Origin of the sequence: Escherichia sp. MOD1-EC7011 (assembly GCF_002965005.1) — a bacterium.
Lineage (GTDB): Bacteria > Pseudomonadota > Gammaproteobacteria > Enterobacterales > Enterobacteriaceae > Escherichia > Escherichia ruysiae.
Genome location: NZ_PTRD01000019.1, coordinates 64,775 through 79,817, shown reverse-complemented (window position 1 = coordinate 79,817; position 15,043 = coordinate 64,775). Strand labels below are relative to the sequence as shown.

Below are 15,043 nucleotides of genomic sequence, written 5' to 3'. Positions count from 1 at the left end.
AAATCATCGTATCTAAATGCTAGCTTTCGTCACATTATTTTAATAATCCAACTAGTTGCATCCTACAACTAATAAACGTGGTGAATCCAATTGTCGAGATTTATTTTTTATAAAATTATCCTAAGTAAACAGAAAGATATGTAGCGTTTTTTAACAATTGAACGGTTAGTACAGTCAAGAAATAGTTTAGCTTTTTTTAAGTTAAGTAAAGGGCTTTTTCTGCGACTTGCGTTAATATTTTGTAAATTCTCTCCGCGCAGTAAGTTGACATTCATCACTCTATTCGCGGTTATTTGGTCAAGAAGAGTAGCAACATGCGTTTGACGATTATTCTGGTTGCACCCGCCAGAGCAGAAAATATTGGGGCAGCAGCGCGGGCAATGAAAACGATGGGTTTTAGCGAACTGCGAATTGTCGATAGTCAGGCACACCTGGAGCCAGCCACCCGATGGGTTGCACATGGATCCGGTGATATTATTGATAATATTAAAGTTTTTCCGACGCTGGCTGAATCGTTACATGACGTAGATTTCACTGTCGCCACTACAGCGCGTAGTCGGGCGAAATATCATTACTACGCGACACCGGTGGAACTGGTGCCATTGTTGGAAGAAAAATCGGCGTGGATGAATCATGTGGCGCTGGTCTTTGGTCGTGAAGATTCCGGGCTGACCAACGAGGAACTGGCACTGGCTGATATTCTTACCGGCGTGCCAATGGTGGCGGATTACCCTTCGCTCAATCTGGGGCAGGCGGTGATGGTCTATTGCTATCAATTAGCAACATTAATACAACAACCGACGAAAAGTGACGCAACGGCAGACCAACATCAACTGCGCGCTTTACGCGAACGTGCCATGTCGTTGTTAACGACGTTAGCGGTGGCAGATGACACAAAACTGGTCGACTGGTTACAGCAACGTCTGGGGCTTTTAGAGCAACGAGATACCGCAATGTTGCATCGTTTGTTGCATGATATTGAAAAAAATATCACCAAATAAAAAACGCCACGTCATGTTGTTTTTAGGTTTTCATTCTGACTGCAACGGGAAATCTGTCTCTGAATGGATTAAAAAAGAGCATCTGCCAGCAGCTTATGAACTGGTTACCTGCCGTGAGTAAATTAAAATTTTATTGACTTAGGTCACTAAATACTTTAACCAATATAGGCATAGCGCACAGACAGATAAAAATTACAGAGTACACAACATCCATGAAACGCATCAGCACCACCATTACCACTACCATCACCATTACCACAGGTAACGGTGCGGGCTGACGCGTACAGGAAACACAGAAAAAAGCCCGCACCTGACAGTGCGGGCTTTTTTTTCGACCAAAGGTAACGAGGTAACAACCATGCGAGTGTTGAAGTTCGGCGGTACATCAGTGGCAAATGCAGAACGTTTTCTGCGGGTTGCCGATATTCTGGAGAGCAATGCCAGGCAGGGGCAGGTGGCTACAGTCCTCTCTGCTCCTGCCAAAATAACCAACCATCTGGTGGCGATGATTGAAAAAACGATTAGCGGCCAGGATGCTTTGCCTAATATCAGCGATGCCGAACGTATTTTTGCCGAACTTCTGACGGGACTCGCCGCCGCCCAGCCGGGTTTTCCGCTGGCGCAACTGAAAACGTTCGTCGATCAAGAATTTGCCCAAATCAAACATGTTCTGCATGGTATCAGCCTGTTGGGACAGTGCCCGGACAGCATCAACGCTGCGTTGATCTGCCGTGGTGAAAAAATGTCGATCGCCATTATGGCCGGTGTACTGGAAGCGCGCGGACATAACGTTACCGTTATCGATCCGGTCGAAAAACTGCTGGCAGTCGGTCATTACCTCGAATCTACCGTCGATATTGCTGAGTCCACCCGCCGTATTGCGGCAAGCCGCATTCCGGCTGACCACATGGTGCTGATGGCAGGTTTCACCGCCGGTAATGAAAAAGGCGAACTGGTGGTGCTGGGACGTAACGGTTCCGACTACTCCGCTGCGGTACTGGCCGCCTGTTTACGTGCCGATTGTTGCGAGATCTGGACGGACGTCGACGGTGTCTATACCTGCGACCCGCGTCAGGTGCCCGATGCGAGGTTGTTAAAGTCGATGTCCTATCAGGAAGCGATGGAGCTTTCCTACTTCGGCGCTAAAGTTCTTCACCCCCGCACCATTACCCCCATCGCTCAGTTCCAGATCCCTTGCCTGATTAAAAACACCGGAAATCCACAAGCGCCGGGGACGCTCATCGGTGCCAGCCGTGATGAAGACGAATTACCGGTCAAGGGCATTTCCAATCTGAATAACATGGCGATGTTCAGCGTTTCCGGTCCAGGAATGAAAGGAATGGTCGGCATGGCGGCGCGCGTCTTTGCAGCAATGTCACGCGCCCGCATTTCAGTGGTGCTGATTACGCAATCGTCTTCCGAATACAGCATCAGTTTCTGCGTTCCACAAAGCGACTGTGTGCGAGCTGAACGGGCAATGCAGGAAGAGTTCTATCTTGAACTGAAAGAAGGTTTACTGGAGCCGCTGGCGGTGACGGAACGACTGGCCATTATCTCGGTGGTGGGCGATGGTATGCGCACGCTGCGTGGGATCTCGGCGAAATTCTTTGCCGCGCTGGCTCGTGCCAATATCAACATTGTCGCCATTGCTCAGGGTTCTTCTGAACGCTCAATCTCTGTCGTAGTAAATAACGATGACGCGACGACTGGTGTGCGCGTTACTCACCAGATGCTGTTCAATACCGATCAGGTTATCGAAGTATTTGTGATTGGCGTTGGCGGTGTTGGCGGCGCGCTGCTGGAGCAACTAAAGCGTCAGCAAAGCTGGCTGAAGAACAAACATATTGATTTACGAGTCTGTGGCGTTGCCAACTCGAAGGCGTTGCTGACTAATGTGCATGGCCTCAACCTGGAAAACTGGCAGGAAGAACTGGCGCAAGCCAAAGAGGCGTTCAACCTTGGGCGCTTAATTCGCCTGGTGAAAGAATATCATCTGCTGAACCCGGTCATTGTTGACTGCACCTCCAGCCAGGCGGTGGCGGATCAATATGCCGACTTCCTGCGCGAAGGTTTCCACGTTGTCACGCCGAACAAAAAGGCCAACACCTCGTCGATGGATTACTACCATCTGTTGCGTTATGCGGCGGAAAAATCGCGGCGTAAATTCCTCTATGACACCAACGTTGGGGCTGGATTACCGGTTATTGAGAACCTGCAAAATCTGCTCAATGCTGGTGATGAATTGATGAAGTTCTCCGGCATTCTTTCAGGTTCGCTTTCTTATATCTTCGGCAAGTTAGACGAAGGCATGAGTTTCTCCGAGGCGACCACGCTGGCGCGGGAAATGGGGTATACCGAACCGGATCCGCGAGATGATCTTTCTGGTATGGATGTGGCGCGCAAACTGTTGATTCTCGCCCGTGAAACTGGACGTGAACTGGAGCTGGCGGATATCGAGATCGAACCTGTGCTGCCCGCAGAGTTTAACGCAGAGGGTGATGTTGCAGCTTTTATGGCGAATCTGTCACAGCTCGACGATCTCTTTGCCGCGCGCGTGGCGAAGGCTCGTGATGAGGGTAAAGTTTTGCGCTATGTTGGCAATATTGATGACGATGGCGTCTGCCGCGTGAAAATTGCTGAAGTGGACGGTAACGATCCGCTGTTCAAAGTGAAAAATGGCGAAAACGCCCTGGCCTTCTATAGCCACTATTATCAGCCGCTGCCGTTGGTTCTGCGCGGATACGGCGCGGGCAATGACGTTACGGCTGCCGGTGTCTTTGCCGATCTGCTACGCACCCTCTCATGGAAGTTAGGAGTCTGATATGGTTAAAGTTTATGCTCCGGCTTCCAGTGCCAATATGAGCGTCGGGTTTGATGTGCTTGGCGCGGCGGTAACGCCTGTTGATGGCGAGTTGCTTGGGGATGTGGTGACGGTTGCGGCGGCAGAGACATTCAGCCTCAACAACCTTGGACGCTTTGCCGACAAGCTACCGTCAGAACCACGAGAAAATATCGTTTATCAGTGCTGGGAGCGTTTTTGCCAGGAGTTGGGCAAGCAAATTCCAGTGGCGATGACCCTGGAAAAGAATATGCCGATCGGTTCTGGTTTAGGTTCCAGCGCCTGTTCGGTGGTCGCGGCACTGGTAGCGATGAATGAACACTGCGGCAAGCCGCTCAATGATACCCGTTTGCTGGCTTTGATGGGCGAGCTGGAAGGACGTATCTCTGGCAGCATTCATTATGACAACGTGGCACCGTGCTTTCTTGGTGGTATGCAGTTGATGATCGAAGAAAACGGCATCATCAGCCAGCAAGTGCCGGGGTTTGATGAGTGGCTGTGGGTGCTGGCGTATCCGGGGATTAAAGTCTCGACAGCAGAAGCTCGAGCTATATTACCGGCGCAGTATCGCCGCCAGGATTGCATTGCGCACGGGCGACATCTGGCGGGCTTCATTCACGCCTGCTATTCCCGTCAGCCTGAGCTTGCCGCGAAGCTGATGAAAGATGTTATCGCTGAACCCTACCGTGAACGTTTATTGCCAGGCTTCAGGCAGTCGCGGCAGGCGGTTGCGGAAATAGGCGCGGTAGCGAGCGGTATCTCCGGCTCCGGTCCGACATTGTTCGCTCTGTGTGACAAGCCGGATACCGCCCAGCGCGTTGCCGACTGGTTGGGTAAGAACTACCTGCAAAATCAGGAAGGTTTTGTTCATATTTGCCGGCTGGATACGGCGGGCGCACGAGTACTGGAAAACTAAATGAAACTCTACAATCTGAAAGATCACAACGAGCAGGTCAGTTTTGCGCAAGCCGTAACGCAGGGGTTGGGCAAAAATCAGGGGCTGTTTTTTCCGCACGACCTGCCGGAATTTAGTCTGACCGAAATTGATGAGATGCTGAAGCTGGATTTTGTCACTCGCAGCGCGAAGATCCTCGCCGCGTTTATTGGTGATGAGATCCCGCAGGATGCACTGGAAGAGCGCGTGCGCGCGGCGTTTGCCTTCCCGGCTCCGGTCGCCAATGTTGAAAGCGATGTCGGTTGTCTGGAATTGTTCCACGGGCCAACGCTGGCATTTAAAGATTTCGGTGGTCGCTTTATGGCACAAATGCTGACTCATATTGCGGGCGATAAGCCAGTGACCATTCTGACCGCGACCTCCGGTGATACCGGAGCGGCAGTGGCTCATGCTTTCTACGGTTTACCGAATGTAAAAGTGGTTATCCTCTATCCACGCGGCAAAATCAGTCCACTGCAAGAAAAGCTGTTCTGTACGCTGGGCGGCAATATTGAAACCGTTGCCATCGACGGCGATTTCGATGCCTGTCAGGCGCTGGTGAAGCAGGCGTTTGATGATGAAGAACTGAAAATGGCGCTGGGGTTAAACTCCGCTAACTCCATTAACATCAGCCGGTTGCTGGCGCAAATTTGCTACTACTTTGAAGCTGTGGCGCAGTTGCCGCAAGAAGCGCGCAACCAGCTGGTTGTCTCGGTGCCGAGCGGTAACTTCGGCGATTTGACGGCAGGCCTACTGGCGAAATCTCTTGGCCTGCCGGTGAAGCGTTTTATTGCTGCGACCAACGTGAACGATACCGTGCCGCGTTTCCTGCACGACGGGCAGTGGTCGCCAAAAGCCACCCAGGCGACGTTATCCAACGCGATGGACGTGAGTCAGCCGAACAACTGGCCGCGCGTGGAAGAGTTGTTCCGCCGCAAAATCTGGCAACTGAAAGAGCTGGGTTATGCGGCGGTGGATGATGAAACCACGCAACAGACGATGCGTGAGTTAAAAGAGCTGGGCTATACCTCAGAACCGCACGCTGCTGTGGCTTACCGTGCGCTGCGTGACCAGTTGCATCCAGGCGAATATGGTCTGTTCCTTGGCACCGCACATCCGGCGAAGTTTAAAGAGAGTGTGGAAGCGATTCTCGGTGAATCGCTGGCGCTGCCAAAAGAGCTGGCAGAACGAGCTGAATTACCGCTGCTTTCTCATAATCTGCCCGCCGATTTTGCCGCGTTGCGCAAGCTGATGATGAATCATAAGTAGTATCCATTAATTTCCTGAAAATGGCCGGGCTTGCGTTTATGCAGTTCGGCTTTTTTATGGAGAAAACATGAGAAAAATCGACAGAAAAAAAGGAGAAATTTTCAATAAATGCGGTAACTTAGCTCTTTGAATGGTAGAGAATGACAACGGGGATTCTTTTACCGTAAGCTCCTCATATCGGCTCATAACTGGCAATGATAAAAGGAGTCACCTGTGAAAAAGATGCAACCTATCTTACTCGCACTTTCCCTGATTCTGGTCGCTCCTATGGCAGCGCAGGCTGGGGAAATAATGCTAGTACCATCAGTGAAATTACAGATTGGCGATCGCGACCACCGTGGTTACTACTGGGATGGCGGTTACTGGCGTGACCGTGACTGGTGGTATCGAAATTATGAATGGCGAGACAATCGCTGGCACCCACACGGAGCGCCGCGTCATAATTGGTATAATGATCATCGAAATGATCACCGTGGAGATCATCGACACGATCACGGCGGCGATCATCGTCCGGGTCCGGACAGGCACCATCGGTAAATACAAATGCCGGATGACCTCCGGCATTTACCGCAAACTTAACGCAGTTCGTAGCGTTTAAACACCAGTTCGCCATTGCTGGAACTGGCTTCATCGAAGAAGTAACCTTCACTATTAAAACCAGTCAGTTGCTCTGGTTTGGTCAGGCGATTTTCAATAATAAAACGACTCATCAGGCCACGCGCTTTCTTAGCGTAGAAGCTAATAACCTTAAACTTACCGTTCTTCTCATCGAGGAACACCGGCTTGATAATCTCAGCATTCAGTTTCTTCGGTTTCACTGATTTAAAATACTCATCTGACGCCAGATTAATCACTACCTGATCGCCTTGCGCTTCGAGCGCCTCGTTCAGCTTGTTTGTGATCACATCACCCCAGAATTGGTACAGATCTTTACCCCTGGCGTTCTCAAGACGAATACCCATCTCCAGACGATATGGCTGCATTAAATCAAGTGGGCGCAGTACGCCATACAAACCGGAAAGCATACGCAGATGCTGCTGGGCAAAAGCGAAATCTTCTTCACTGAAGGTTTCGGCCTGCAAACCTGTGTAGACATCGCCTTTGAACGCCAGAATCGCCTGTCGGGCATTCTCCGGGGTGAAATCTGGCTGCCAGTCTTGAAAGCGAGCGGCGTTGATACCCGCCAGTTTGTCGCTGATGCGCATCAGCGTGCTAATCTGCGGGGGCGTCAGCTTCCGCGCTTCGTGAATAAGCTGCTGAGAGTTGTCTAACAGCTCCGGCAACGTATAGCGCGTAGTAGCCAACGGGCTTTGATAATCAAGCGTTTTCGCAGGTGAAATCAGAATCAGCATATCCAGTCCTTGCAGGAAATTTACAGCGACTGTAGCAAAAAAAGCGGATGAATTGATCGATAGTTGTGATTAGTCCCGCGAAACATCATCCCACGTATCAGGCGCGAGTTGCTGGTCGATATCCGGGTAGCGCAGCGGATCAAACACCGGACGCACACCAAGTTTGCGCTGGCGAAGATAATCACTGGCAATGGTATGCACTACCGGAGAGAGCAGCAAAATAGCGGTCAGATTAGTGATAGCCATACACGCCATAATAATATCAGCCAGTTGCCACATCATGGGCAGGCTAAGTAGTGTGCCACCAATCACGGTGGTAAAGATGCAGATACGCAGGCACCAGATCGCTTTGGGGCTGTTCAGGCGTAAAAAGAAAAGATTATTTTCTGCATAAATGTAATTGGCGACGATGGAGCTGAAGGCAAACAGAATTACCACTATTGTAACAAACTCCGCCCCCCAGGAACCCATTAGTGCTCGCATCGCTTTCTGGAGAAGTTGTATACCCTCCAGCGGCATATAGGTTGTACCGTTTCCGGCCAGTAATATCAGCATGGCGCTCGCCGTGCAGATGACCAGGGTGTCGATAAAGATGCCGATCATCTGGACAACACCTTGCGCTGCCGGATGCGGTGGCCATGATGCCGCCGCCGCTGCTGCGTTCGGTGTTGATCCCATCCCCGCCTCATTGGAAAACATACTGCGCTGAAAACCGTTAGTAATCGCCTGACTCAGGGTATAACCCGCCGCGCCGCCTGCCGCTTCCTGCCAGCCAAAGGCGCTTTCAAAAATAGACCAAATAACGTGTGGAAGTTGCCCGATATTCATTGCGCAAATGATCAGGCTGGCGAGTACCCAGATTAACGCCATAATAGGGACAAACCATTGCATCAACCGGGCGACGCCATGAATGCCGTGAGTTATCGCCAACAGAGTAAAAATGGCGAGAATGACCCCCGTTACTAACGGAGGGAAATCAAATGCAAAACTCATCGCGCGAGCGACAGCATTTGCCTGAACTCCGCTGAAAATCAATCCGTAGGCGATGAGCAAAAAGACGGCGAACAGAACGCCCATCCAGCGCATCCCCAATCCACGCGCCATATACCATGCCGGTCCGCCGCGAAACTGCCCATTGACGTCACGTTCTTTATAAAGCTGGGCAAGGGAACATTCGGCAAAAGAGGTCGCCATGCCAATAAAAGCGGCAACCCACATCCAGAAAACAGCACCCGGTCCACCGGCGGTGATGGCCAGCGCAACGCCTGCCAGGTTACCGCTGCCAACGCGTGCGGCGAGACTGGTACACAATGATTGAAAAGAAGTTAAACCGCCTCGTTGCGGATGAACGCTATTTTTAAGACTTTTGCCAAACTGGCGAATGTAGCGAAACTGAACGAACCCAGAACGAAAAGTGAACCAACAACCTGCGCCGAAGAGCAGGTAGATCATCACTGATCCCCATAGTACGTTGTTAATAAAAGAGAAAAAATCAGGCATTCGTATCCCTCTTGTCGCCGGCGCGCGGTTACATTCCTGTGTAAACGTTACCAATTGATTAAGAATTATATACGATGTGCATTGGTAGATAACGCCTGAGTAGCATACTTGAGTTTTTGTTTAAAAATGGCGAGCGATATCAACGCAGTGTCAGAAAACTTAAACAGTCTCGCCTGGCTATAACCCTCTCGTCTGCGGTTGCGCTGTCGTTGCGTCGTGATATCATCAGGGCAGACCGGTTACATCCCCCTAACAAGCTGTTTAAAGAGAAATACTATCATGACGGACAAATTGACCTCCCTTCGTCAGTACACCACTGTAGTGGCCGACACTGGGGACATCGCGGCAATGAAGCTGTATCAACCGCAGGATGCCACAACCAACCCTTCTCTCATTCTTAACGCAGCGCAAATTCCGGAATACCGTAAGTTGATTGATGATGCTGTCGCCTGGGCGAAACAGCAGAGCAACGATCGCGCGCAGCAGATCGTGGACGCGACCGACAAACTGGCAGTAAATATTGGTCTGGAAATCCTGAAACTGGTTCCGGGCCGTATCTCAACAGAAGTTGATGCGCGTCTTTCCTATGACACCGAAGCGTCAATTGCGAAAGCAAAACGCCTGATCAAACTCTACAACGATGCAGGTATTAGCAACGATCGTATTCTGATCAAACTGGCTTCTACCTGGCAGGGTATCCGTGCTGCAGAACAGCTGGAAAAAGAAGGTATCAACTGTAACCTGACTCTGCTGTTCTCCTTCGCTCAGGCGCGTGCTTGTGCGGAAGCGGGCGTGTTCCTGATTTCTCCGTTTGTTGGCCGTATTCTTGACTGGTACAAAGCCAATACCGATAAGAAAGAGTACGCTCCGGCAGAAGATCCGGGTGTCGTTTCTGTATCTGAAATCTACCAGTACTACAAAGAGCACGGTTATGAAACCGTGGTTATGGGCGCAAGCTTCCGTAACATCGGCGAAATTCTGGAACTGGCAGGCTGCGACCGTCTGACCATCGCACCGGCACTGCTGAAAGAGTTGGCTGAGAGCGAAGGGGCTATCGAACGTAAACTGTCTTACACCGGCGAAGTGAAAGCGCGTCCGGCGCGTATCACCGAGTCTGAGTTCCTGTGGCAGCACAACCAGGATCCAATGGCAGTAGATAAACTGGCGGAAGGTATCCGTAAGTTTGCTGTTGACCAGGAAAAACTGGAAAAAATGATCGGCGATCTGCTGTAATCATTCTTAGCGTGACCGGGAAGTCGGTCACGCTACCTCTTCTGAAGCCTGTCTGTCACTCCCTTCGCAGTGTATCATTCTGTTTAACGAGACTGTTTAAACGGAAAAATCTTGATGAATACTTTACGTATTGGCTTAGTTTCCATCTCTGATCGCGCATCCAGCGGCGTTTATCAGGATAAAGGTATCCCTGCACTGGAAGAATGGCTGACATCGGCGCTAACCACGCCGTTTGAACTGGAAACCCGCTTAATCCCCGATGAGCAGGCGATCATCGAGCAAACGTTGTGTGAGCTGGTGGATGAAATGAGTTGCCATCTGGTACTCACTACGGGAGGGACTGGGCCGGCGCGCCGTGACGTGACGCCTGATGCGACGCTGGCAGTAGCTGACCGCGAGATGCCGGGCTTTGGTGAACAGATGCGCCAGATCAGCCTGCATTTTGTACCAACCGCGATCCTTTCGCGTCAGGTGGGTGTGATTCGCAAACAGGCACTGATCCTGAACTTACCCGGTCAGCCGAAGTCCATCAAAGAGACGCTGGAAGGTGTGAAGGATGCTGAGGGTAACGTCGTGGTGCACGGTATTTTTGCCAGCGTACCGTACTGCATTCAGTTGCTGGAAGGGCCATACGTTGAAACGGCACCGGAAGTGGTAGCGGCATTCAGACCAAAGAGTGCAAGACGCGAAGTTAACGAATAAAAAAATCCCCCCGAGCGGGGGGATCTCAAACAATTAGTGGGATTCACCAATTGGCAGAACGGTGCGGCCAAACTGCTCGTTCAGCACTTCACCCATCGCCAGATAGATTGCGCTGGCACCGCAGATCAAACCAATCCAGCCGGCAAAGTGGATGATCGCAGCATTACCGGCAATGTTACCGATCGCCAGCAGAGCAAACAGCACGGTCAGGCTAAAGAAAACGAATTGCAGAACGCGTGCGCCTTTCAGCGTGCCGAAGAACATAAACAGCGTAAACACGCCCCACAGACCCAGGTAGACACCAAGGAACTGCGCATTTGGCGCATCGGTCAGACCCAGTTTCGGCATCAGCAGAATCGCAACCAGCGTCAGCCAGAAAGAACCGTAAGAGGTGAATGCGGTTAAACCGAAAGTGTTGCCTTTTTTGTACTCCAGCAGACCGGCAAAAATTTGCGCAATGCCGCCGTAGAAGATGCCCATGGCAAGAATAATACCGTCCAGGGCGAAATAACCCACGTTGTGCAGGTTAAGCAGAATGGTGGTCATGCCGAAGCCCATCAGGCCCAGCGGTGCCGGATTAGCCAACTTAGTGTTGCCCATAATTCCTCAAAAATCATCATCGAATGAATGGTGAAATAATTTCCCTGAATAACTGTAGTGTTTTCAGGGCGCGGCATAATAATCAGCCAATGGGGCAGTGTCTATGATCTTTTGAGGGGAAAATGAAAATTTTCCCCTGTGTCAGGTATCAGGGCTGAGTGGCGCTAATCATTCGTCGCAGACAGGCGATTTGTAACACCGCTGGAATTGTCACCCGAAAGGCAGTGCCGCTAACGGCTTTAACCCCATTTAATGCTGCACCCACCGGCCCTCCCAGACCCGCGCCGCGTAGCAGACCATGCCCAAGCACGCTCATCGCAGCGTGGGTACGCAAAATGCGGGTCAGCTGGCTGGAAAGCAGATGCGACACGCCTTTGGCCAGTTGCTTGTCTTTCATCAATAACGGCAGCAGCTCTTCCAGTTCGTTAACCTTCGCGTTGACGGTCTGCAAAAACTCCTTTTTATGCGTCTCGTCCATTTTCTTCCAGGTGTTGCGCAGAAAATGTTCGAGTAACTGTTGCTCAATTTCAAAGGTAGACATCTCTTTATCGGCTTTCAGTTTCAGCCGTTTGGAGACGTCGAGTAAAATAGCGCGATACCGTTTGCCGTGTCCGCGCAGTTTGTTAGCGATGCTATCGCCGCCGAAATGTTGTAATTCCCCGGCAATTAGCTGCCAGTTGCGGCGATGCTGCTCTGGATGCCCTTCCATCGATTTAAACAGTTCGTTGCGCATTAATACGCTGGACAGGCGGGTTTTGCCTTTTTCATTATGAGTGAGTAAGCGGGTAAAGTTTGCCAGCTGTTCTTCGCTGCAATGCTGTAGAAAATCTAAGTCCGAATCATGTAGATAATTGACGTTCATGTCATTGTGGCTTCTGTATTAAAAGATTAGTCGTCGCCGATAATTTTCAGCGTGGCCATATCCGATGAGTTCACCGTATGACCGGAAAAGGTGATTTTTGACACGCAGCGTTTGTTGTCGTTATCGCTGTTAATGTTGATCCAGCCGGTGGTTTGCCCTTCTTTGATTTCAGCCGGAATGTTCAGGCTTTGGCTGGCGCTACGGGCTGCTTTGAAATAAACCGACGCGGCGCTTAACTGTAAATCGCCATGATCGGCAGTGAGTTGTATGCGTTTTACAATGCGGCAAACGGGGAGTTTCAACGTCAGATCGTTGGTTTCGTTACGCGGCATGGCAATGACGCCGAGGATTTTATGGTCGTTGGCCTGCGCGGTGCAGCACAGCATCAGGCCGAGCACGAGGCTGGCGGAAATCATAAAAATGGATTTCATGAAGATTCTCTTAGCGGGGAGCAGTCGGGGGAAGAATAGCCACTAGTTTACTGCTGACGAAAAGAAGATTCAGGTGCGTAATCTTTTCTTTTTATTACAATTTTTTAGTGAATGATTTGTGTGAAATTCATTTTTTACGTGAATATTATTGCTCCCTTTTTTTCACTTCTTCCGGCATATCGTGAAATTTCTGCGCAAAAGCACAAAAAATTTTTGCATCTCCCCCTTGATGACGTGGGTTACGACCCCATTTAGTAGTCAACCGCAGTGAGTGAGTCTGCAAAAAAATGAAATTGGGCAGTTGAAACCAGACGTTTCGCCCCTATTACAGACTCACAACCACATGATGACCGAATATATAGTGGAGACGTTTAGATGGGTAAAATAATTGGTATCGACCTGGGTACTACCAACTCTTGTGTAGCGATTATGGATGGCACCACTCCTCGTGTGCTGGAGAACGCCGAAGGCGATCGCACCACGCCTTCTATCATTGCCTATACCCAGGATGGTGAAACTCTGGTTGGTCAGCCGGCTAAACGTCAGGCAGTGACGAACCCGCAAAACACCCTGTTTGCGATTAAACGCCTGATTGGCCGCCGCTTCCAGGACGAAGAAGTGCAGCGTGATGTTTCCATCATGCCGTTCAAAATTATTGCTGCTGATAACGGCGACGCATGGGTCGAAGTTAAAGGCCAGAAAATGGCACCGCCGCAGATCTCTGCTGAAGTGCTGAAAAAAATGAAGAAAACTGCAGAAGATTACCTGGGCGAACCGGTAACTGAAGCAGTTATCACCGTACCGGCATACTTTAACGATGCTCAGCGTCAGGCAACCAAAGACGCAGGCCGTATCGCTGGTCTGGAAGTAAAACGTATCATCAACGAACCGACCGCTGCTGCACTGGCTTACGGTCTGGACAAAGGTACTGGCAACCGTACTATCGCGGTTTATGACCTGGGTGGTGGTACTTTCGATATTTCTATTATCGAAATCGACGAAGTTGACGGCGAAAAAACCTTCGAAGTTCTGGCAACCAACGGTGATACCCACCTGGGTGGTGAAGACTTCGACAGCCGTCTGATCAACTACCTGGTTGAAGAATTCAAGAAAGATCAGGGCATTGACCTGCGCAACGATCCGCTGGCAATGCAGCGCCTGAAAGAAGCGGCAGAAAAAGCGAAAATCGAACTGTCTTCCGCTCAGCAGACCGACGTTAACCTGCCATACATCACCGCAGACGCGACCGGTCCGAAACACATGAACATCAAAGTGACTCGTGCAAAACTGGAAAGCCTGGTTGAAGACCTGGTGAACCGTTCCATCGAGCCGCTGAAAGTTGCTCTGCAGGACGCTGGCCTGTCCGTATCTGATATCGACGATGTTATCCTCGTTGGTGGTCAGACTCGTATGCCGATGGTTCAGAAGAAAGTTGCTGAGTTCTTTGGTAAAGAGCCGCGTAAAGACGTTAACCCGGACGAAGCTGTGGCAATCGGTGCTGCCGTTCAGGGTGGTGTACTGACTGGCGACGTGAAAGACGTACTGCTGCTGGACGTTACCCCGCTGTCTCTGGGTATCGAAACCATGGGTGGTGTGATGACGACGCTGATCGCGAAAAACACCACTATCCCGACCAAGCACAGCCAGGTGTTCTCTACCGCTGAAGACAACCAGTCTGCGGTAACCATCCACGTGCTGCAGGGTGAACGTAAACGTGCGGCTGATAACAAATCTCTGGGTCAGTTCAACCTGGATGGTATCAACCCGGCTCCGCGCGGTATGCCGCAGATCGAAGTTACCTTCGATATCGATGCTGACGGTATCCTGCACGTTTCCGCGAAAGACAAAAACAGCGGTAAAGAGCAGAAGATCACCATCAAGGCTTCTTCTGGTCTGAACGAAGATGAAATCCAGAAAATGGTACGCGACGCGGAAGCTAACGCCGAAGCAGACCGTAAGTTTGAAGAGCTGGTACAGACTCGCAACCAGGGCGACCATCTGCTGCACAGCACCCGTAAGCAGGTTGAAGAAGCAGGCGACAAACTGCCGGCTGACGACAAAACTGCTATCGAGTCTGCGCTGACTGCACTGGAAACTGCTCTGAAAGGTGAAGACAAAGCCGCTATCGAAGCGAAAATGCAGGAACTGGCACAGGTTTCCCAGAAACTGATGGAAATCGCCCAGCAGCAACATGCACAGCAGCAGACTGCCGGTGCTGATGCTTCTGCAAACAACGCGAAAGATGACGATGTTGTCGACGCTGAGTTTGAAGAAGTCAAAGACAAAAAATAATCGCCCTATAAACGGGTAATTATACTGA

The 15,043-nt window shown here is 50.7% G+C and carries 14 protein-coding genes and 1 other annotated feature; of the genes, 9 read left to right on the top strand and 5 right to left on the bottom strand.

The window, feature by feature from the left end:
• Positions 1-314: 314 nt before the first annotated feature.
• The 6 genes from A7098_RS09100 to A7098_RS09075 all read left to right on the top strand — a co-directional run bounded on the left by A7098_RS09100 (position 315) and on the right by A7098_RS09075 (position 6,580).
• Positions 315-1,001: a tRNA/rRNA methyltransferase gene (locus tag A7098_RS09100; RefSeq protein WP_085460295.1), complete on the top strand. Its 687-nt coding sequence runs from the start codon at positions 315-317 to the stop codon at positions 999-1,001.
• 212 nt (positions 1,002-1,213) lie between these two features.
• Positions 1,214-1,279, top strand: a complete 66-nt coding sequence (gene thrL, locus A7098_RS09095; RefSeq protein ID WP_001386572.1) for a thr operon leader peptide — start codon at positions 1,214-1,216, stop codon at positions 1,277-1,279.
• Positions 1,215-1,334, top strand: a sequence feature (Thr leader region). Its footprint overlaps the gene before it by 65 nt.
• Positions 1,335-1,359: 25 nt before the next feature.
• Positions 1,360-3,822: a bifunctional aspartate kinase/homoserine dehydrogenase I gene (gene thrA, locus A7098_RS09090; protein WP_105280691.1), complete on the top strand. Its 2,463-nt coding sequence runs from the start codon at positions 1,360-1,362 to the stop codon at positions 3,820-3,822.
• Between the two features lies 1 nt (position 3,823).
• Entirely contained in the window at positions 3,824-4,756 is a 933-nt protein-coding gene (gene thrB / locus A7098_RS09085) for a homoserine kinase (protein ID WP_000241673.1), read from the top strand.
• Positions 4,757-6,043 carry a threonine synthase gene (gene thrC / locus A7098_RS09080; RefSeq protein WP_105280690.1) on the top strand — a complete coding sequence of 429 codons (1,287 nt, stop codon included), beginning with the start codon at positions 4,757-4,759 and terminating at the stop codon, positions 6,041-6,043. It abuts the gene before it with no gap.
• A gap of 213 nt (positions 6,044-6,256) precedes the next feature.
• A complete protein-coding gene (locus A7098_RS09075; protein ID WP_032224357.1) occupies positions 6,257-6,580 on the top strand; it encodes a DUF2502 domain-containing protein in 324 nt (107 codons plus the stop codon).
• 38 nt (positions 6,581-6,618) lie between these two features.
• Here the strand turns inward: A7098_RS09075 and yaaA are convergent, their stop codons facing one another.
• Positions 6,619-7,395 carry a peroxide stress protein YaaA gene (yaaA, locus tag A7098_RS09070; protein WP_000906161.1) on the bottom strand — a complete coding sequence of 259 codons (777 nt, stop codon included), beginning with the start codon at positions 7,393-7,395 and terminating at the stop codon, positions 6,619-6,621.
• 69 nt (positions 7,396-7,464) lie between these two features.
• Positions 7,465-8,895, bottom strand: a complete 1,431-nt coding sequence (locus tag A7098_RS09065; RefSeq protein ID WP_105280689.1) for a sodium:alanine symporter family protein — start codon at positions 8,893-8,895, stop codon at positions 7,465-7,467.
• A gap of 279 nt (positions 8,896-9,174) precedes the next feature.
• Between A7098_RS09065 and tal the strand changes: the two genes are divergently transcribed.
• Positions 9,175-10,128 carry a transaldolase gene (gene tal, locus A7098_RS09055; protein WP_000130187.1) on the top strand — a complete coding sequence of 318 codons (954 nt, stop codon included), beginning with the start codon at positions 9,175-9,177 and terminating at the stop codon, positions 10,126-10,128.
• A gap of 114 nt (positions 10,129-10,242) precedes the next feature.
• Positions 10,243-10,830, top strand: coding sequence for a molybdopterin adenylyltransferase (mog, locus tag A7098_RS09050; RefSeq protein ID WP_024212610.1), 588 nt, complete (start codon positions 10,243-10,245; stop codon positions 10,828-10,830).
• A gap of 33 nt (positions 10,831-10,863) precedes the next feature.
• On the opposite strand, the gene satP is transcribed toward mog, so the two are convergent.
• The 3 genes from satP to A7098_RS09035 all read right to left on the bottom strand — a co-directional run bounded on the left by satP (position 10,864) and on the right by A7098_RS09035 (position 12,723).
• Positions 10,864-11,430 (bottom strand): acetate uptake transporter, encoded by a 567-nt coding sequence (gene satP / locus A7098_RS09045; RefSeq protein WP_000528538.1) that lies wholly within the window; start codon positions 11,428-11,430, stop codon positions 10,864-10,866.
• Positions 11,431-11,578: 148 nt separating this feature from the next.
• A complete protein-coding gene (gene msyB, locus A7098_RS09040) occupies positions 11,579-12,292 on the bottom strand; it encodes an acidic protein MsyB (protein ID WP_001102347.1) in 714 nt (237 codons plus the stop codon).
• A gap of 26 nt (positions 12,293-12,318) precedes the next feature.
• Positions 12,319-12,723, bottom strand: a complete 405-nt coding sequence (locus tag A7098_RS09035) for a DUF2541 family protein (protein ID WP_000835565.1) — start codon at positions 12,721-12,723, stop codon at positions 12,319-12,321.
• 375 nt (positions 12,724-13,098) lie between these two features.
• On the opposite strand from A7098_RS09035, the gene dnaK reads away from it, so the two are divergent.
• Positions 13,099-15,015 carry a molecular chaperone DnaK gene (gene dnaK, locus A7098_RS09030; protein WP_000516135.1) on the top strand — a complete coding sequence of 639 codons (1,917 nt, stop codon included), beginning with the start codon at positions 13,099-13,101 and terminating at the stop codon, positions 15,013-15,015.
• The last annotated feature ends 28 nt before the right edge of the window (positions 15,016-15,043 follow it).

What these genes read in the sequence shown, in the direction of transcription:
- dnaK (WP_000516135.1), top strand. Translation starts at nt 13,099, where the DNA reads ATGGGTAAAATAATTGGTATCGACCTGGGTACTACCAACTCTTGTGTA.
- A7098_RS09065 (WP_105280689.1), bottom strand. Translation starts at nt 8,895, where the DNA reads ATGCCTGATTTTTTCTCTTTTATTAACAACGTACTATGGGGATCAGTG.
- satP (WP_000528538.1), bottom strand. Translation starts at nt 11,430, where the DNA reads ATGGGCAACACTAAGTTGGCTAATCCGGCACCGCTGGGCCTGATGGGC.
- msyB (WP_001102347.1), bottom strand. Translation starts at nt 12,292, where the DNA reads ATGAACGTCAATTATCTACATGATTCGGACTTAGATTTTCTACAGCAT.
- thrC (WP_105280690.1), top strand. Translation starts at nt 4,757, where the DNA reads ATGAAACTCTACAATCTGAAAGATCACAACGAGCAGGTCAGTTTTGCG.
- thrA (WP_105280691.1), top strand. Translation starts at nt 1,360, where the DNA reads ATGCGAGTGTTGAAGTTCGGCGGTACATCAGTGGCAAATGCAGAACGT.
- tal (WP_000130187.1), top strand. Translation starts at nt 9,175, where the DNA reads ATGACGGACAAATTGACCTCCCTTCGTCAGTACACCACTGTAGTGGCC.
- thrB (WP_000241673.1), top strand. Translation starts at nt 3,824, where the DNA reads ATGGTTAAAGTTTATGCTCCGGCTTCCAGTGCCAATATGAGCGTCGGG.
- A7098_RS09100 (WP_085460295.1), top strand. Translation starts at nt 315, where the DNA reads ATGCGTTTGACGATTATTCTGGTTGCACCCGCCAGAGCAGAAAATATT.
- A7098_RS09035 (WP_000835565.1), bottom strand. Translation starts at nt 12,723, where the DNA reads ATGAAATCCATTTTTATGATTTCCGCCAGCCTCGTGCTCGGCCTGATG.
- yaaA (WP_000906161.1), bottom strand. Translation starts at nt 7,395, where the DNA reads ATGCTGATTCTGATTTCACCTGCGAAAACGCTTGATTATCAAAGCCCG.
- mog (WP_024212610.1), top strand. Translation starts at nt 10,243, where the DNA reads ATGAATACTTTACGTATTGGCTTAGTTTCCATCTCTGATCGCGCATCC.